At 59.8% G+C, this 18,230-nt stretch carries 15 protein-coding genes, 1 rRNA gene and 1 pseudogene; all 17 read right to left on the bottom strand.

The window, feature by feature from the left end:
* Positions 1-215, bottom strand: a 16S ribosomal RNA gene (locus tag ACUY3D_RS02960); the annotation flags it as partial.
* Positions 216-820: 605 nt separating this feature from the next.
* On the bottom strand, positions 821-1,576 hold the full coding sequence (locus ACUY3D_RS02955) for an iron ABC transporter ATP-binding protein (RefSeq protein WP_070524652.1): 756 nt from the start codon (positions 1,574-1,576) through the stop codon (positions 821-823).
* On the bottom strand, positions 1,573-2,592 hold the full coding sequence (locus ACUY3D_RS02950) for an iron chelate uptake ABC transporter family permease subunit (RefSeq protein WP_070562803.1): 1,020 nt from the start codon (positions 2,590-2,592) through the stop codon (positions 1,573-1,575). The genes ACUY3D_RS02955 and ACUY3D_RS02950 overlap by 4 nt, the downstream gene beginning before the upstream one ends.
* 35 nt (positions 2,593-2,627) lie before the next feature.
* Complete coding sequence (locus ACUY3D_RS02945) at positions 2,628-3,629, bottom strand: ABC transporter permease (protein WP_070596539.1); 1,002 nt, start codon at positions 3,627-3,629, stop codon at positions 2,628-2,630.
* Between the two features lie 35 nt (positions 3,630-3,664).
* The gene (locus ACUY3D_RS02940) at positions 3,665-4,696 is read right to left on the bottom strand and encodes a siderophore ABC transporter substrate-binding protein (protein ID WP_070524657.1); all 1,032 of its coding nucleotides are present in this window, start codon (positions 4,694-4,696) and stop codon (positions 3,665-3,667) included.
* A 171-nt stretch (positions 4,697-4,867) separates the two neighbouring features.
* On the bottom strand, positions 4,868-6,217 hold the full coding sequence (locus ACUY3D_RS02935; RefSeq protein WP_448240329.1) for a M20 family metallopeptidase: 1,350 nt from the start codon (positions 6,215-6,217) through the stop codon (positions 4,868-4,870).
* A gap of 4 nt (positions 6,218-6,221) precedes the next feature.
* Positions 6,222-7,892, bottom strand: coding sequence for an AbgT family transporter (locus ACUY3D_RS02930; RefSeq protein ID WP_448240328.1), 1,671 nt, complete (start codon positions 7,890-7,892; stop codon positions 6,222-6,224).
* Between the two features lie 301 nt (positions 7,893-8,193).
* Positions 8,194-8,667: a GNAT family N-acetyltransferase gene (locus ACUY3D_RS02925; RefSeq protein ID WP_255365831.1), complete on the bottom strand. Its 474-nt coding sequence runs from the start codon at positions 8,665-8,667 to the stop codon at positions 8,194-8,196.
* Positions 8,668-8,860: 193 nt separating this feature from the next.
* Positions 8,861-9,511 (bottom strand): DJ-1/PfpI family protein, encoded by a 651-nt coding sequence (locus ACUY3D_RS02920; protein WP_284848418.1) that lies wholly within the window; start codon positions 9,509-9,511, stop codon positions 8,861-8,863.
* A 135-nt stretch (positions 9,512-9,646) separates the two neighbouring features.
* Positions 9,647-10,715: pseudogene (locus ACUY3D_RS02915) on the bottom strand (LLM class flavin-dependent oxidoreductase).
* 220 nt (positions 10,716-10,935) lie between these two features.
* Positions 10,936-11,286: a hypothetical protein gene (locus tag ACUY3D_RS02910; RefSeq protein WP_448240327.1), complete on the bottom strand. Its 351-nt coding sequence runs from the start codon at positions 11,284-11,286 to the stop codon at positions 10,936-10,938.
* A 6-nt stretch (positions 11,287-11,292) separates the two neighbouring features.
* Entirely contained in the window at positions 11,293-11,691 is a 399-nt protein-coding gene (locus tag ACUY3D_RS02905; protein WP_448240326.1) for a hypothetical protein, read from the bottom strand.
* Positions 11,692-11,733: 42 nt separating this feature from the next.
* The gene (locus ACUY3D_RS02900) at positions 11,734-12,039 is read right to left on the bottom strand and encodes a hypothetical protein (RefSeq protein ID WP_448240325.1); all 306 of its coding nucleotides are present in this window, start codon (positions 12,037-12,039) and stop codon (positions 11,734-11,736) included.
* Positions 12,036-13,484, bottom strand: coding sequence for a GH25 family lysozyme (locus ACUY3D_RS02895; protein WP_448240324.1), 1,449 nt, complete (start codon positions 13,482-13,484; stop codon positions 12,036-12,038). Before ACUY3D_RS02895 ends, ACUY3D_RS02900 begins: the two co-directional genes overlap by 4 nt.
* Positions 13,485-13,531: 47 nt before the next feature.
* Positions 13,532-15,460 carry a polysaccharide deacetylase family protein gene (locus ACUY3D_RS02890; protein ID WP_448240323.1) on the bottom strand — a complete coding sequence of 643 codons (1,929 nt, stop codon included), beginning with the start codon at positions 15,458-15,460 and terminating at the stop codon, positions 13,532-13,534.
* 514 nt (positions 15,461-15,974) lie between these two features.
* Positions 15,975-16,568, bottom strand: a complete 594-nt coding sequence (locus tag ACUY3D_RS02885) for an Ig domain-containing protein (RefSeq protein ID WP_448240322.1) — start codon at positions 16,566-16,568, stop codon at positions 15,975-15,977.
* A gap of 8 nt (positions 16,569-16,576) precedes the next feature.
* Positions 16,577-18,229, bottom strand: a complete 1,653-nt coding sequence (locus tag ACUY3D_RS02880) for a Gp37-like protein (protein ID WP_448240321.1) — start codon at positions 18,227-18,229, stop codon at positions 16,577-16,579.
* Position 18,230 lies beyond the last annotated feature (1 nt).

The following is an 18,230-nucleotide window of genomic DNA, read 5'->3' as shown; positions in this document are numbered from 1 at the left end:
AAAAACTTTCCAACCACCACACTAAAGGCAGTTCATATCCGGTATTAGACCCAGTTTCCCAAGCTTATCCCAGAGTGCAAGGCAGATCACCCACGTGTTACTCACCCGTTCGCCACTCGAGTACCCCTTGCAAGCAAGAGGCCTTTCCGTTCGACTTGCATGTGTTAAGCACGCCGCCAGCGTTCGTCCTGAGCCAGGATCAAACTCTCCACAAAAAGGCCGTGAAAAGCCCAAACCTAGACAAAAAGACAAACCACAACAAACAACACCACAAAAAGCAGTGCCACCTGAACTGGCTATCCAAAAATTACATAAAGAAAAAATCTCGAAACCAACCCCCAACCCGACGGGGCAAAAAGGAGGCTGGCAAAGTCAGAAGATTTTAAATCATTTACGCCCAAACAACTTATGTTATTTACAATGACGCCGCTAAAGGAAAAGCGCCATCCGGCATACACCAACCACAACACACATACAATGCATCACGGCCACAATGAATAAAATCAACCAACACAAAAGTACATTGGCACACTATTGAGTTCTCAAACATCGTTCGCACACCACAAACAAAATTAACCAAACGTTAACCTCTCTGCAGCGGCCCGAACAACCATACCCAACAAGCTCAACCAAAGTCAAACCCGCCGAACAAACATTGCCCGCACATCTACCACCAGTTAACCTCCCGGCTACCTCGCGGCGACTCGCATAAATATACGCACACCCCCAACAAACAACAAATCCCCAGGAAGATGCACATTTTGACGCTCTTCCTGGGGCGGTTTTCTGACTGTCGGGCAGTCCACCTGAATGTTAATAGCTAGTGGTAACAGGCCAAGAGCCCATCCGGTCCGTCGATGACCGTGATGGGAGTTTCAAAGATTGGAGTCAGGATGTCATCGCGCATGATGTCCTCCGGCCCACCGAAGGCAACGATGCTACCGTCCTTGGCCGCACAGATATAGTCGGCGTAGCGGGCAGCGAAGTTGATGTCGTGCAACACGATAATGATCGTGCGGCCGAATTCCTTGGCGGCCTTTCGCAGGTGCTTCATCATCTCGACCGAATGGGAAATGTCGAGGTTGTTGAGGGGTTCGTCGAGAAGCACGTAGTCCGTCTCCTGGCACAGCACCATCGCCACGTAGGCGCGCTGTCGCTGGCCGCCGGAGAGTTCATCGAGGTAGCGGTTCTCCAATTCGCCAAGGCGGAAGAAGTCAATGTAGCGCGAGACTACCTCTTCGTCTTCTGCAGTCAGTCGCCCCTTTGAGTAAGGGAACCGGCCGAAGCTCACCAGCTGGCGCACGGTCAGCTTGGTAATGAAGTGGTTTTCTTGGCGCAGGATGGAGAGGATCTTTGCCAGATCCTGCGATTTCGTGGAAGCGACGTCGTAGCCGGCGACCTCGATGGTGCCCTCGTCGACGTCGAGAAGCCGGCCAATCATCGTCAGCATCGTAGATTTGCCCGCGCCATTCGGACCGATGAGGGCCGTGATGCCACCGGAGGGGATCTCCAGATCGATGGGACCGATGTTGGTCTCACCGGAGTAGGACTTCGAGACATTGGAAAGCTTGATCACAGCTTGCCCTTTCGCAGAATGACCAGAAGGAAGACGCTACCGCCCACCAACTCAATGATGATGGAGACCACGCCCTGTGCGTAAAAGACGTGCTCCATCAGGAAGTAGGCGCCGGTGAGTACAGCGAAGGCGGTGGCAATAGCCATCGGGAAGAGGAAACGGTGGTCATAGGTCTCCGCCGCCTGGTAGGCCAACGTTGCTACGAGGAATCCGAGGAAGGTCATGGGCCCAACGAGCGCGGTGCTCGTGGCCATGAGGATAGAGACCAAAATCAGCGTGTAGATGGCGTTGACCTTGTGGTTAACGCCCAGGTTTGTGGCGGCATCTCTTCCTAATGCCAACACGTTGAGCTGACGGGAGTTGAGGAACATCAACAGTGTCACCGCAATGACCAGCGGAATCGCGATGGGATAGTACTCACTTTCCGCGTTGTTAACGGAGCCAAAAAGCCGCGCGGTGAGCACATCGAACTCGCTGGGGGTGAGCATGCGCTGCATAAACGTTGCCAACGAGCCGAGGCCGCCGCCGATAATGATGCCCACGAGCAACATCGCATGCATGTTGTTGCGGCGGCTAGTCAGCAGCCAAGAATACAGCACCACAGACAGCGCCACCATGAGCGCGAGCTGCATGAGAAAGGTTCCCATGGTCCGCGCCTGGGTCAGGCCGGCAGCACCGAGGAAGAAGACCGTAGCCGTATTGATGGCCACGTACAAGGATTCAAAGCCCATGATGGAGGGCGTGAGGATTCGGTTGTTTGTCACCGTGTGGAAAGCGACCGTGGCGACTGCTTGGCACACGGCGACAACCGCCATGGCGGTCACCGCATCAGCGCGGCGACGCGCAATGAGCCACCACTTCCGAGTCCCAAAGTCCATGGGGTTGTCATAGGCCAAGAGGCCGAAGGCGAAGAGCAGCCCGGCGAAGATCAAAGCGCCGAGGATGATCCAGTACTTTCGCGCCGCAGCCGCAGACTGGAAGCTGCCCACGTTTCGCCGGGCTCGAGAAACTTGCACAGCTTCCTTCGTCGCGGGGATAGAGATACTCACACTCACTTGGTCGACCTCACGATCAAGACGACGAAAACGATAGCACCCACAACGCCCAGGATGACCGATACGGGCATCTCAAACGGGGCAATGATGATGCGGCCAATCAGGTCGCACAAGGTCACCGTGGCGATGCCGAGCAGGCAGACCCATGGAAGATTAGAACGCAGGTCATCGCCGCGCACCATGCTCACCACGTTGGGCACGATGAGGCCCAAGAAAGGCAGGGCGCCAACGACGACGGTGACCACGCCCGTCGCCACCGCGATGAGGCCAGTTCCCAGCAGGATCATCCGCTGGTAATTCAGGCCGATATTGGTGGCGATGTCCTCCCCTAGCCCGGCGACGGTGAGTTTATCCGCGTAGAAATACACCGCCAGCAAAACCAGGAGCACGATCCACAGGACTTCGTACTGTCCTTCATAGACAGAGGTAAAGGATCCCATGAACCAGATGCCGAGCTGCTGCAAGGTATCCGTCGCTAGCGCTACGTAGGACGACACCGCACTAACGACAGCGCCCAGCATAATGCCGATGATCGGCACGATGAGTGAGGAGCGCAACGCCACGCGGCGCAGGAACGCGAAGAACACCATGGTGCCCACGAAAGCGAAGAGCACCGAAATGATCATCTTCACCAGTACCGATGCATGCGGGAAGAGGATTAGGGAAAAGAGCAGGCCCAATCCGGCCCACTCGGTAGTTCCCGTCGTCGTGGGTTCCACGAAGCGGTTTTGAGTCAGCAGCTGCATAACCAAACCGCTCATTGCCATCGCAGCGCCCGCCAAAACGAGCGCCACGGTACGCGGTATGCGGGTGGTGAAGAACATCTCCCAGCCGTCCTCATTATCGAGGATGCTGTACTCGCCCACCATGAGGGAAAGGAGGAGTAGCGCGACGACGCCAAGTACGCCAAGGCCCAGCTTCCAGGTCAGCACAGAACCGCGCGAACTGCGCTTGTTCGCGGCTGGCCGCTGGGACGCAGCGCTACTCTTCACCGTCACGTTGTGAATCTTCTCCTTCGCTAACGCAGAACTGTTTAGGCTTGGGCCTTCTCGAAGGCGTCGGCAAGCGCGTTCAAGATCTCGGTGTAGGTAATGATGGACTCATCAATGTAGGTGTCATTCGGCGCCACGTAAACGTTGCCGTCCTTTACCGCGCTCACGCTCTTCAGCGCCGCATTGTCCTTGACCAGCTTCTCACCCGGGGTGACCTGCTCGCCTTCCTTGGAAATGGCAGCGTCGCGGTCCATAACGAGGATCCAATCCGGGTTGGACTGAGCAATCGCCTCGACGGAGATATCGTCACCCTCGTGGTCGTCAGAAGCATTGTCGACTTCTAGGGCCGGGGTCAGGCCGAGCAAGTCGAAGACCGGCCCATACACGCGCCCGATGCCAGGAGCGATGTAGCCGATTTCACCACCGGAGGTATTCACGGCCATCACCTTCTGCTCAGGGTCATAGGCCTTCTTGGCACGCTCGGCGGCAGCGTCGAAGTCCGCGATGAGCTTTTCGGCGTCTTCCTCGTGGCCAAAGACCTGGCCCAGCGCCTCGGTGTGGCGCTTGAGCTCTTCGAAGAAGTCCTTGTCATCGCGCGGCTCGAAGTCAACAACTGGAACATCTTCGAGCAGCTTCTCGATGTCCTCCTGGTGCTGCTCGAAACGCTGGCCGTTCCACACCACGTCCGGCTCCGCTGCGACGAGGCTTTCCAGATCCGGTTCCTTATGGGAGCCCAGATCAACCTCGACGGTGTCCTTGTTGTAGGTATCACGCAGGGACTTCGGCACCAGCGGAAGCGGCGCGGCGGCAAGGTCGATATCCCACTGAGCCAGAACGGAGAAAGCGCGGTTATCCGTCACCGCGGGGTTCTCTACCGGCAGCGCGACCTCCTTCGAACCAAAGTTATCCTCCAGCGTAATCGTGGAGGAGTCCGCGGCTGCGGAGTTGGTCGGCTCAGCAGAATCCTGGGATTGGTTTGCGGAGCAACCCGTTAGAGCGAGCGCAGCCACGGAGAGGGTGGCGGCAACTTTGGTGACGGTCGCGCCTGCGGCACGGCGAGAAAGAGTAAACATAGCTTCCTTGCATATTAGGTGTGGCTAACCACAGCTGGCAAATAATGTCAGCGCATAACCTAACCTATGTAAGGCTTACCTTTCAAGCACACAATTGTTTCTTAATTCATCACGGGGGTACGCATACGCTGGGCGACGCCCCGTGACGTGCCATTACAAGAACGTGGCCCGCTACCCCTTCTCCGCGATGAGATCGGCCACCGATACGGGCCCTTCCCTATCAAAGTCTTCCTGCGCCGCGCGGCGAAAGTCCGAGTCCGCCAAGATATCTAGCGCTACTTGCGCCAACCCTGCAGCGGAATCGACAGCCGCATCCACCGCCTGCGGCGTGGCCGCCCAGCGGGCGAAGTCCTCGGTATGCAGGGCGACGTCGGCAGGCGAAACCTGCACCATCGGGTGCAAACCCGGAACTAGGTGGGAGACGTTGCCGAAGTCCGTCGAGGCAGCCACCGTATCCGGAACCGTCCCCGCCGGCAGCGCAGTGCGCCCCCGGCGCGCTTGCGTCGCCGTCCAGCGGTCCACCAGCGCCGCATTGTTGCGCACGGGCAGCGTCATCGGATGCTCGTCCCAATCCACATCCACCTCAACGCCGGCCATGAGCGCTGCACCCTGGACGATGTCTTCCACCCTGGCGGACAGATCCATGAGCGTGCGCGTTCCCAACGAGCGCACGTAAATAGTCATCTCCGCCTCGCTCGGAATAATGGAAGGGCGATCACCACCGCCCATGATGGCGTGCACGCGATCCGAAGGCGGCATCTGCTGCCGCATCAGACCTATGCCCTGGTAGGCCAAGCTCGCAGCGTCGAGGGCGTTGCGCCCCATAAACGGCTGGGAGCTCGCATGTGCAGCCACACCACGAAATGTCACACGCAAAATGCGGCGGCCTACCCAGGCGTGCGCGCCGATGTCATAACCAAAGCCATGGATCATCACTGCGGCATCCACACCGTCGAGGCTGCCTCCGCGAATCATGTACTCCTTGCCGGAATGGCCTTCCTCAGCTGGGGTTCCCTGGAGAAGTATGCGGCCGGATAAGGAAGGAGCGGAGTCAAGCGCGGCTACTGCAGCGAGAAAACCAGTAACACCTGCCGCGGCGATGACATTGTGCCCGCACGCGTGCCCAATATGCGGCAGGGCATCATACTCCGCAAGGATGGCCACGGTGGGATCCTGCTCGGGATCGAAATCCGGGCTCTGCCACGAGGCTTCGAACGCGGTCTCCACACCATAGACCCCGCGGCGCGTGGAAAAACCATGCTCCTCCACGAGGTCCGCGAGTACCGCCATGGAGCGATGCTCCTCAAAAGCGGTTTCGGGGTGGGCGTGCAGATCCGCAACGATGTGCGCTGCCTGCTCCCGCAGGGCATCTGCCTGTGCGGCAGCAGCGTCCCAGAGCCACGATTGGCCCGGGTAGTCTTCTCCGTGCTTTTCCGGTGGGGCGGCGGACGCCACGCGCTTGGCGACGCCCTCCTCCATCGCTTCCAAATACGCTGTCGATGGGTTGTTGCGTTGATCCATGCATTTAACCAATCATGACGTTGTTGCCCGGTCCCAGCGGAAGGTCCACATAGAACCAGATGGCCAGCAGAATTGCCCAAGCGGTAAAGAACGGGATAACGAAGGGCACGAGGCGCGACATCAGTGTTCCCAGGCCCGCCCCGCGCTCATAGCGCTGGAGGAAGCCAAGCATGACGATCATGTACGGGTTCAGCGGGGTGATGATCTGGGTCGCGGAATCACCAACACGGAACGCACCCTGAATGAAGGCCGGCTCATAGCCCAGCAGGGCAAACATCGGAACGAAGACCGCTGCCATGAGCGTCCACATGGAGGAACCGGAAATGATCAGCAGGTTCAGGCAGGACGCGAGCGCGATGAAGGCGAAAATGGCTGGGAAGCCGGTAAGCCCGATGGATTCGAGGAAGGCCGCACCCTTCACGGCAGTAAAGGTACCGATACCGGTCCACGCAAAGAGCGCCACGAACTGACCCAGGATGAAGGCCAGAATAAGGAAGCTCATCATGTCTTTGAGAGCACCGATCATCATGTTCACGACGTCGGTGATCCCCTTGACCGTGCCCACAACCTTGCCGTAGACCACGCCAAGCACCAAGAAGTAGGCGAAAACGATGAAGACGATGGAATTCAGCAGCGGGGACTTGGGCAAGAAGCTGCCCTCTTCATTGCGCCACGGCGATTCCGGCAGAAGGACTGCGAAGAGGATGATGGCGGTGAGGATGACCGTGGCCACACCGGACCAGATGAGGCCCTTGGATTCGGCCGGGCGCAGTTCAGCGGTGAGCTCCTCGCCGTTTTCATCGCGGTCACCACGCTCAGCGGCGTCCTCGGGATCAATATCTTCCTCAGTGGGAACTTCCTGCTGCCACATGCGCGGCTCGATGACCTTGTCGATGATGAAACCAGCCAGCACACCCAGCACGATGGAGGAGGCCACGTTGAAGTAGTAATTCGACATGGCGTTTACCGGCGCAAAGTCAGTATTCGGCAGGGTATCCATGACCGCGGTGGTAATACCGGCAAAGAGCGCATCCAAGGAAGTCGGCACCAAGGATGTGGAATAGCCAGCGCCCACGGCGGCGAAGCCACCAATCAGGCCAGCCACTGGGTGGCGGCCCGCGGCCTTGAAGACCATCGCCGCCAGCGGCGGGACGATGACAAAGGCGGCATCCGCCATGACCGAAGCGGTCACGCCGATGACGCCGACTGCATAGGGCAGCAGCCACGGCTTCGCAGAACCGAAGAGCTTACGGATGAGCGCCGAGAGCATGCCGGAGCGCTCCGCCACACCTACCGCCAGCATGATGGGAAGTACCGTCACCAGCGGCGGGAAGTTGATGTAGTTCTCACCCATTGTCGTGGTGAACCACGTCAGTCCTTCACCGGTGAAGAGACCCTTCACCGGCTGAATCTCATCCGATCCGGGAATCTTAATCTCCACGCCCATCTTGGCCATGATGGTGGAGAGGACACCGGTAATTAGGAAGAGGATTAAGAAGATGGTGAAGGGCTCCGGCAGCTTGTTGCCGATGTACTCGACACCGTTGAGGAATTTATCCAGCATTCCCCCGCTGGATTGCTGGCTCGATTTTTGCTCGGCCTTGGCGGGATTTGCTTTCGACTTCTCCGTGGTGCCGGCGCCGCCTTTCGGCGCCGTATTGGATGGGCTGTTCATGGGTACTCCTGTCGTAGGGGTCAGTCCCAGTGCTCCACGTCACACTGTTGGGGAAAGGCTACCACGGGAATGTAACTTGGGTAACAAATATTTTCCTTCTTCGTCACATTTTCCCGGCCAGCCGTCCTCCGCTTTCGCCCCGCGCCCCTACACCCCTCACGGGATTCTCATTACGCTCACTGCAAATAGCGCCCCAAAATCGACGCCGTTTTTAGCCCCTTATCTACCGTGAACAACACTGAGAGGTGTCCATTAGCCCTGAGTTGGCAATGATGCTCGCTTTTCACGATTTTGTTGGAGACTATCTGCGCTCCCAACGGACTTCGCCGTCAACGACCTGTGCCGTGGGGCTCATCCCTGCATAGGCAGCGACATGCTGTGAGGCTAAGTGCTCGGGATGGATATGAGCGATGAGATGCGTAATGCCTCGCTCCGCAAGATAAGCGCTAAGCAGTTTCACGGCTTCCTTGGCGTATCCATGCCCCTGCCACTGTTTCCCAATCACCCATGCGATCTCCGTCGCATCACCGCTGCGGGGCACAGTCGCCTGGACGTAACCTATCGGTTGCTTACTCGAACCGAGGGTGACGATGAGATTGATCCATTCTTCGGTACCGTCGCTCGAGCCGCCTCGGGTTTGGAACGCGTACCGTCGCGCAAGCTCATCAGCAGAAGGCGGCTCACCACCCGTAAACGTGTACAGGGCACGGCTGGAAAGCACAGTAGCCATCTCGGTAGCATCCTCGACACGAAGCGGCCTTAAGTCGATAGGCATCTTTATCGCCATAGTTCACCACGCAAGATTTGATCAGTCACTAGAACATTAACGCTTCTGCTGACGACGAAGTTCCGAGCGCCCTCTCACCAAGAGCGCTTTTCACCCATCGCTACACTCACGGTAAATAGTGGCCCAAAATCGACCGTTTTTAGCACCTTATCTACCGTGAGCGTCGTCGGCTTCCCAGACGTCACTCCCCGCATTCAGCGTCGTCAACGCTCGAGGGCACCAGCCCATAAAGCCGGGCGAAAGGATCCCACTCGCAATCGCGATGCGGCTCGAATTCCGCAAAGTTGGCAGCGTCGATGGCAACAGCTTCGGAGCTGAGGTACTCAATGAGTGCGACCGTCATATCCATCCCCGCCGCCACGCCTGAGGAAGTCCACCGATTACGGTCCTGCACCCACCGCGCCTTGGGCTTCCAAATCACGGACTCCCCGAAGGAGCTCGCCCACGCAAAGGCACGCTTGTTGCTCGTCGCGGCGTAGCCTTCCAAAAGCCCCGCTGCCGCCAAGACCGCAGAACCCGTGCACACGGAGGCAACCCACGGTGCTTGTGCGCCCAACCCACGAAGCCACGACAGAAAAGATTCGTCCCCTACGAGCTGCCGGGTTCCTTTACCGCCGGGAACGAGGAGAGCGTCGGTCAGCCCAATCTGCCCATAAGAAATCGTCGGCACCACTTCCACGCCCTGCGAGCTTGCAACTGGCTCGCCCGTCGGCCCGGCGAAAACCACGGTGATGTCAGGCACCGCTTGAAGCAGCTGGACGGGTCCGAAGACGTCGAGAAGCTCAAAGCCTTCAAACAAGACGACAGCGATGCGGAGAGATTCGGTATCCATGCGGCCATCCTAAAGCAGGCCCTATGAGCACGGACGAGCATCTGGGACCCGGGTTCAATTCCCGGCGGCTCCACTGAAGAGCAAGAAACCCGCTGGTCGTAACGGCCAGCGGGTTTCTTGTGTGAAGGGGGTGGATTAACCGATCGGGTAACCGGTGACCGGGCCCTCAGTGTTTGGCTGCCAGCCCAGCGCAGGGGCGATATGGGTGGCGAAGCTTTCGAGAATCTTCACGTTGACGTCCACGCCCATGCCGGTCGGGATGGTGATCAGCAGGGTGTCGGCGGACATGACGGCCGGGTCGGCCTTGAGCTGCTCGATGAGCTTGTCGGGCTCGGCGACATAGGTGCGGCCGAAGGTGGACGCACCGACGTCGGGCAGCATGCCCACTTGGTCGGAGCCGGAGGCCTGCATGCCGAATCGCTGCATATCGGCGCCGTCCACGATGGGGAAGATGGAGCGGGAGACGGACACGCGCGGGGTCCAGTCGTGGCCCGCTTCCTTCCACGCGGCACGGTAGCGGCTGATCTGGTCCGCCTGGATCTCACCTAAGGTCGCGGCGGTGGTCTCGGAAACCAAGGTGGAAGACATCAAGTTCAGCCCGTCCTTCGCGGTCTGCTCTGCCGAAGTGTGAGTGCCGGAGCCGTAGAAGATGTGCTTGCGCAGCTCAGATGCCGTGGGGAAGACGGGGAGGGTGGAGCCTGGCTGAAACATATTTGGGTACTGGCGGTCTAGGGGTGCGGCGGTGGCAAACCCGTTGCCGTCCACCGCGGCCATGAACGCCTCGAGGTGGTCGCGCGCCACGTCCGCGCCGTTGGGGGGCCTCGCCCTTGTAGCCGAAAGCCTCCCAACCGCGCTCGGCAACCTCCGGGGCGCCGCGAGAGACACCCAGGGTCACGCGGCCGCCGGAGAGCTGGTAGAGGGAGGCGGCCTCTTCGGCGAGGTAAAGTGGGTTTTCGTAGCGCATGTCGATCACGCCGGTACCCACCTCGATGTTCTTGGTGGTGGCGGCGACTGCGCCGAGTAGCGGCATGGGGGCTGAGGCTTGCGGTACGAAGTGGTGGACGCGGAAAGACGCGTTGTTCACGCCGATCTCATCTGCAGCCTGGGCGATTTCCAGGTGGATCTTCGCGACTTTTTCGGCGGACGGTCCACGCTGGCCGCCGAAGGCGTAGTGTCCGAAGCTTAAGAATCCGAATGCTTTCATTGGCTAAACACTCCTATTGGTGATGTATCAACAACCAGGGTAGCGCCCCATCAGCAGATTGTCACGGTCTAAGGCTGCTCCGCCAAAATCCCCAGTTAGAAAGCGTTCTATCTGGGGTCTCTTCGTGTGTGGAGCCGCCGGGGATTCACGACAAAAGGCTCTTAACAGTCAAAAGTAGGGTTTGAAATTGATTCGTGGGACAATCGTGGGACAAGGCTTTTCACTGCCCAAACACGTCCTCGTGGACATCTGCTGCCAACTTCGCATCCTCGACGACGTGCGGGTGGCGGTCGAATACACGGCGCAGACCCATAATCGCGCGCCAGTACTTCGCCTGAGTTTCCTCGACGCGCTGTCGGAGTGAGCTTACTTCCGCCTTGAGCCCATCGATCTCTCCCTGCTGCTCGTTCAGCCGCTTGATGATGGTGTCGGTGAAGTCTTTCCACTGCGGCCCGGCCGTCTCCACCTTCTTCGCATCGATCTGGCTACTCGCCGTGGCGCGAGCGGCGAGCCAGGAGAAGATTCCGGTAAGGAGCGCTGCCACTGCGCCGCCGATGATGGTTCCTGTCAAAGCGCATCACTCCAATTTCGGCGGTTCGTTCGGTACGAGCTCCGGCTCCCGGCGCCCGCGGGCGAATGCCCAGAGGATGAGCGCGAAAATCGAAAAGTAGGTCATCGACGGCACCCACCCACGCCCGTCGGTGAACGAGTAAGACGCTGCCCAGAAGAAGTGGATTCCAGTCATCGCGGCTACTGCCAAAGGCTGCGAGCGACGCCACACGATGGCCACGAAGCAGCCGACGCTAATCAGGAGCCAGATGAGTCCCCAGACATGCGGCGGAAAAATCTGCTCGAGCAGGTGAACTGGACGCCGATGAATGTCGACTACCCACGGGGCGAGACTCACAGCTCGGCCGAGGCCGACAGAACCCAGAATAAAAAGGCCCGCCTCGTCTGAGGTGAGCCAGCGCTTCACGCGCGCCTTCGTGCATGGGTCTGGTTGAAACATGCCGACCGCCTAGTGATACGCGCTAAATGGAGGCTCGACCGGCTCGGCGGGGACATCGGCAGACTGGGTGTCCTCGACGACGGCGGACTCATCTGAGGCGCGTCCCGTGTGTACTGCGGCGAGCATGCCTCCGATAAACGCGGCGATGCCGCCGGTCTGGCCGAGCCACGAATCCACCTGCGACGGTTCCACGATGCCCAGGATGGTGAGCACTAGGCCGACGAGGCCGACTGCAACATAGATTGCCAGTCGAATCCACCACGGCGTGGCCACGACGGCGCGGGCCTTGGAGCTCTTCGAGATTCGATGGGTCATCGCTCCTCATCCTTCCGAGTGAAGATGCCCTTGAGCTTGCCCCAAATGGCGGGCAGCATGTTGGCGTGAATGTCCTCCACCTTGCGGTCGAGTTCGAGCACGTAACCGACGAGGGTGTCACGAAACGTAGACAGCTCGCCGTCCGCGTCCTTATACCGAGACTGGAATCGCTCGGTGAGTTCGAAGTGAATAGTGTCGATCTTGCGCGCCAGGTCTTCCTGGTGCTCCTTAGACAGGCTCATGAAAAGCCCCTCCTCTTCTGTTGATTTTCCAGCAAAGATTTTGGCCAGCTCGGCGCGCGTGCCTCGGAAGGCGTTGACGTCGACTCCCCTCGGGAACGACGCGACGGATCCGTTGGAGCCGAACTGCAGGATGTCGGGGCGCTTGTCTCCGAGCGGGTAGGACCAGCCGGGGTGTTTGCCACCGCCATCACCTGCGTAGAGGCTGGCCGGGGAACCCCAGCGGTTGGAGCCGTAGGACGAGACCCACAAGTAGCCGAGTCCGTTCATGCTGGGCTCGCCGCCGGGCATGTTCTCCCAATACCAGGCACCGCTGTAGACACCCGGCACGATGTAGCCGCGGCGCTCGAGCTCATGCTTGGCAGCCCACACATCGTCTCCGGTGAGCAAGTAGTAGCGCGGGTCGCCAGGCCCGAACCGCGGGTCGCCAGGCCCGAACCGCGGGTCGACGGACTCGACATCTATCCACACGGGTAGGTCGCGTCGCCCGCCCATCTGCGCGTCGATGACGTCGACCTGCTGGGCGATACTGGTCCCCTCGCTCGGCGCGCGGAGATACCAGTAAGTGGACACCAGCAGGCCCGCCGACTCGGCGTCGTCCAGGTGCGACTGGAAGATGGGGTCGCGGTAAGTTCCGTCGCACAGACGGATGATGACGAACGAGATGCCTTCAGACTTTGCAGCTGCGAGGCTTAACCCGTTCTGGTGCTCGGAGATGTCAACACCGAGGAGAACACCCGGCGCGTCCTGGTCCCCACCGTGCTTTCCTGGCCAGTGGGCGTCGCGGAGGACTGCCTCGGGGTCGAGGATGGTCTGGCCGAGGACGCGCTGTGCGGCTGGGACCCAGGAGTAGGGGTAGCACTCGAGGTGCAAGTGCGGGGCGACGCCGCCGTTGGTGGAGCTGTCGGGGTTGATGTGGCCGATTCGCTGGCCTTCGCGGACGAACTGTCCAGCGCTCACCTCTGGGATGATGTGGCCGTAAATCGTTTCGCCGCCGCCGACGTTGGTGTCGTGGTCGAGGCGGATCCATTGGCCGAAACCTGTGGCAGTTCCGGCGGCGATAATCGTGCCGTCGCGGACGGCGTAGATGGGTTGATTGCCGGAGCCGCCTGCAAGTCCGTAGTCGGTTCCCCAGTGGGTCGTGCCCCAGCGTGCGCCAACCGGCGACGTGACCACGAACCCTGCGTTTACCGGCATTGTTGTCATAATTCGTTCTCCTCTCTGGGCATTAAAAAAGACCCCGCACCGGGGTCTTAGATTGCGTATAGGCCAATGTCGGTGATGGTCACGCCGCTGGCTTCGGCCGTAATTTGCAGGGTTGTAGACCGACGAGGAATACCAACGGGAAGATGAGCAGTCCCGCCATCCTCAATAGTGAATGTGCGGTAAACGTCCATTGGCACGGTTCCGTTTGCGGCTTGGACTCGGAGCTTTACACTGCCAGTACCGGTGACAGTAGCGGCTAGCTCGCGCATGCCCCCGCCTGAGTCATGCAGATATGACAGATTCGCGGTGGTGCTCAGTGTGCCGGTGGGGCCGCCTGACCACCCAGACACTTTAGGGGTCAGGGAGTGCCGCCACCCGGTAGAGGGGTCTGCCACGGCTTGCCCGCCCATCGTGAGCACCATAATTTCGCCCGCGTCACGCTTGGCGACGATGTAATCCAGGATTTCCTCAAAGACTGCCAGCGGCATGTAGCCATCCGTACCGATTTTATTGGGGTGGCACATCAGGGTTACGCCAGTGGTGGTAGCAATGGCCCGGTCAATATGGGACTTTGCGGTTGCTGCTGTGGTGTTGGACTCGATACCGAAATAGCGAGACTGCGCCTTGCCTAGCTCATTGAGCCCGTAGCCGGACACATTGTAGGTGCCGTAGGTAGAGCCCAGTAGCTGCCCAGCAGGGTGCTGCATACGTGTTTCCGGGTCTACCCATGCTTGCCACCACCCCAGGTACTGTGTACCAGTCACACCGGGCATCGCCCACCCGTGGACACGCACATCCGGCATCGCTTCTTCCAGGGCCGTACGTGAGCCAGAAACTTCTTTTGTGATTGCCGCAACGCTAGCTGCATCCTGGTGACTGTATGAGTGGGAAAAGACTTCTACACCACGGTAGAAATTCTGCTGCACGTCATCCCACGTTTTACCCGCCGCAGCTGAGTCATCATTAGTGTACCCAGGTTGCGGGACAATCATGTTGTAAAAGCACGGCATAGTCGCCGGCAGACCGCGCTCAAGCAGACGCGGCTTAATATTCTTGTCAAAAGCAGCCATGTTGTGGTCAAATCGCAGCGAGACAACCGCCTTGCCACCCGTGCCGATTTTTCCGCCGCGAGACATGGCAAGCAGGTTTTCCCGCCCGGACGAAGCGCCAGCCGGGGCAAACGCGTCAGACGAAGATGAGGCCCACTCCGACCATTCTTTATTAGACACGCGCGAGCGCGTATAAAGCTTTCCAGAGCGCGTCGGCACCCAAATTTGTGTAGCCGAGTAGTAATCAGCGGCAGACCCCGCAGCATAGAGAACAACGAGCGACCCGATCCCCGGCTCCGGCAACCCTAGAGCCTCCGCCGTAGGTGATTCCATGCACTGCCATACACCCGCGTCAGCAGCAGACCACATCACATCAAGGTTGTGGTCGGCAGTCAGTTTTCCGCGCACGAACGAAGCAGAGTCAACATATCTCTTGTTGACCACATCGTACTCATTGGTAATCGATCCGGAACTGAGAACGAGCTTTCCGGCCTCGTCGGTACGCAAAATCTTCGAACCATATTCGGGGTACCCTACGAACTTAGTCGTTATTTCGCTGGTTATTTTGTCGACGGCCGCATTCGCCGCTTTGTCAATGTCGGCGATCAGTTTTAAGTAGTCGATGAATCCAGGCACACCCGCAGCATTCGCGATAGCTTCAACAAGTGTCGTCATGCCCTCAGCCGCAGCTAGGGCAATGGAATCCGACCAGCCCGGCCCCTCGAGGTAAAGCCACGACAAGCCAGCTGCCAAGCCGGAGATGGTGACTTCACCACTGTCCCCAATCTCAACTTTCGCCGGGCTCGAGCTGATAATCCCGCTGCCGCTACCAATGCGCGCAGTCGGTGCTTTTACTGTGGCAGTTGTAACCGCGTCAACAGGCTGGCTCGTTACATCTGTCAACGTGCCAGTAATCGTAATTGACATGATTTCTCCTTAATAAGTCCGTTAAAATTAGGCAGCAAAATACATGACAGATGCATAAACAGGTGCCGTAGTGTCCATGATTGAAACCGTCCCTGAGACTAAGAATCCCACGCGTGCCAGGGTTGTTTGCCCGTCAGCTCGCGCAGCAGCCGGGGCATGAGTAGTCGCGTCAGGCCTCCATCCGTCTGGCATTGTCCACCCTGCGGTAGCACCGTAGATAGTCACGACCACTAACCTGCCCTGCCGGCGTGCAGACCATCCACTGCCGGAAACTGTCTCCACAGGTGGTGGTGAATATTCTGGCTTTGATTCCAGCGACGTAACTCTTGATTCGAGTGCTGTGAGATCGCCGGCTAATTCGGTGGCTCCCGCGTTCGCAGACTCTGCCTTAGCGTTGATGTCCTTGAGAACCCCACCTGCTCTCGCGCCATCGGCTTCGAGTCCCGCGTTCATATCGCCGTAGCGGTCGCTCGGTGTCGAAGTCGGCGCTGTAAGGTTCGCGTCTCTGTCTGGCTTAATTCCCACCTTCGGCCTCCTTGATGAGACGTGCTCGCTGTGCACGCTGGATTTCGACGGCGAGTTGCTCGAGCTCCTGCGGAGTCATCTCGTCGATGGCCTTGGTGGGTGCCGGCGCGACATCGACGGCCTGGCGCGGCTGATCGACTGGAATCCACTGCCCTGCCGAGGCGGGTGAGCCGTCGCCGCCGAGCGGGTCGTACTTGACCGCGGGGCGGGCGCGGATGGAGACCTGGTAGAGGCCGGCGGTCGTGAAGGTGCCGACGAGTCGTCCGGTGACTCGGTCGAGGGTGATACCGGGCGGGAGTGCGCCGTCGACAATGCGGACTGCGGTGGTATCACCTCCGGGGACGGGCATGTCGACAGTTTCGCCGATGGAGGCGACCATGCGTCCTTCGTTGGCGGGGCGTGGCCAGGAGACCTGCCAGGAGTAGGTGGTGGTGATGTCGGTGGCATCGTCAAGCCGGAGGCCGAGGTTCTCGTAGAGATGGCTGGCGATTCGGTTGATGTCGTCGACGTCTAGGCCGAAGCCGAGGAGGGTCCATGCGAGCGGATGGATGCCCTCGGGCAGTTCGAAGGGATAAAGCTTCATGGGTGCTCCTATTGGGTGACTGCGGTGGATATGCGGGAGGCGAACTGCTCGATAGCCTCGAGGTTCTGCGCGAAGAGTGCTTCGGGGTCCTTAAGTGCGTCGAGGGAGCCGAGGCGGATCGTGTAGGCCAGTCCTTCGCCAGGCTTGATGGTCCAGGTGATTTCCGAGACGTAGGCTGCCCAGACTCGGCCCCATGCGGTGATTCCGATGGTGTCGCCTACTTCGAAGTCGCGGTGTGGCAGGTACGGGTCCCAGGACTCGACGTCGAACTCGATGGAGAGTCCGCCGGCGGTCTCGGTCTTGGCTTGCCAGCCCTTCTGTAGGGCCTCGTAGGTGTTGGCCTCGCCGGTCTTCATGAGGGCAACGTAGCCGGAGCGTCCATGCCATGCCTTGCGCTGTTGGTCTGTGAACTGGTTGATGTTCAGGAAACGGTCGGCGGTGAGCTTGGCGACGATTTCAGCGCCGCCCTTGATGGCTTCTGCGGCTGGCGGGCCGATAACTGGAATTACGGAGACGAGTGCGGCGACTGCGGTCTTCACGCCAGCGGCGACGACCTCGTTGACGCTCTTCGGGGACTTGCCACCGACGACGAAGGTGTGGTCGGTGGACTTGCGAATGGAGACCTTGGGTGCGTCTGCGAAGTCGTAGACCACCCAAGGGTCGCGTCCGTCGGCGGTAGGAATCGGAACATCGGAGAACTCGGTAGCCGAGGAGAAACTGTCGGATCCGATGGTGCGCTTCAGTGAGCGCCAGGCTTGGCCGATGAGCCCCACGGCACCATCGACAGTCGAGCGTGGCTTGAAGTCGATGATGGCCGTCGGCTTGGCGAGCGTAGTGTGCTTCGGGAACGGCTGCTGGTCGGCGGGAATCCACAGGTCGACCGTGGGCATGACGCCGCCTGCTTCCCAGGACGGGCGCAGAAGGTCCCAGGCATTATCCCAGCGCGCCTCGATGACGCAGTACTCGCTCTCTAGGCCGGAGGCTATCGGTGAGCACATGATGGGGTGATACTCGGGGTTCACGCCTGCCCATTTCTTCGTGCTCCACCAGTCCTCCGTCCATCCGAGCGAGGTGCCCAGGAGGGACGGCTGGAAGTAGCCGAGGAGGTTGCGCAGGATGAGCTTGCGGGAAACGACCTCGACGCTGCCCTTCTGTCGGTCGGAGAACTGTATCTGCACGACCTTCGAGCGATTCGAGGGGTCTGGCCACAACGGGATGTGCTTCAAGTATTCGATCATGTCAACGCCGGAGACGCCGACGGTGTCGGGATACAAGCGTCCGCCCTCGGGGTCGAGGCCTGTAACGCGGTAGACCCGGCGCGCGACTTGTCCGTCTGCGGCGGGGGCTTCGGCGAGGATGTGGACTGCTTCGTTGAAGAGTTGGTCGAGTGCGCCGGTGTCGTCGAAGTCGGTGACTCCTCCGGCGAGGAGGTAGTCGGTGGCGGGGTTGGCGACCTGGTCGCCGGAGTCGGTGGGGAGCCAGCCTGGGAGCGTGAGCGAGAGGTTGGCGGTGTCTCCTGCGGCCTCGGCGAGGTCGGCGCTAATGATGTCGGTGATGTCGAGGACTGGGGTCCAGTCGCGGTCGAGGATGCAGAGGTAGTAGCCCTGGGCGTCGACGATGGCGCGGCGGTGTGCTTTGTGTGCTTGCCAATCGAATGCCATG

This window comes from Corynebacterium guaraldiae (assembly GCF_053480195.1).
The sequence above is the reverse complement of the archived record's forward strand: the minus strand, read 5'-3'. Positions and strand labels throughout refer to the sequence as shown.

Bases quoted from the DNA above. Each gene is read 5' to 3' on its own strand.
- ACUY3D_RS02880 (WP_448240321.1), bottom strand. From the start codon at position 18,229: ATGGCATTCGATTGGCAAGCACACAAAGCACACCGCCGCGCCATCGTC.
- ACUY3D_RS02895 (WP_448240324.1), bottom strand. From the start codon at position 13,484: ATGACAACAATGCCGGTAAACGCAGGGTTCGTGGTCACGTCGCCGGTT.
- ACUY3D_RS02940 (WP_070524657.1), bottom strand. From the start codon at position 4,696: ATGTTTACTCTTTCTCGCCGTGCCGCAGGCGCGACCGTCACCAAAGTT.
- ACUY3D_RS02930 (WP_448240328.1), bottom strand. From the start codon at position 7,892: ATGAACAGCCCATCCAATACGGCGCCGAAAGGCGGCGCCGGCACCACG.
- ACUY3D_RS02900 (WP_448240325.1), bottom strand. From the start codon at position 12,039: ATGACCCATCGAATCTCGAAGAGCTCCAAGGCCCGCGCCGTCGTGGCC.
- ACUY3D_RS02935 (WP_448240329.1), bottom strand. From the start codon at position 6,217: ATGGATCAACGCAACAACCCATCGACAGCGTATTTGGAAGCGATGGAG.
- ACUY3D_RS02925 (WP_255365831.1), bottom strand. From the start codon at position 8,667: ATGCCTATCGACTTAAGGCCGCTTCGTGTCGAGGATGCTACCGAGATG.
- ACUY3D_RS02885 (WP_448240322.1), bottom strand. From the start codon at position 16,568: ATGAAGCTTTATCCCTTCGAACTGCCCGAGGGCATCCATCCGCTCGCA.
- ACUY3D_RS02920 (WP_284848418.1), bottom strand. From the start codon at position 9,511: ATGGATACCGAATCTCTCCGCATCGCTGTCGTCTTGTTTGAAGGCTTT.
- ACUY3D_RS02890 (WP_448240323.1), bottom strand. From the start codon at position 15,460: ATGTCAATTACGATTACTGGCACGTTGACAGATGTAACGAGCCAGCCT.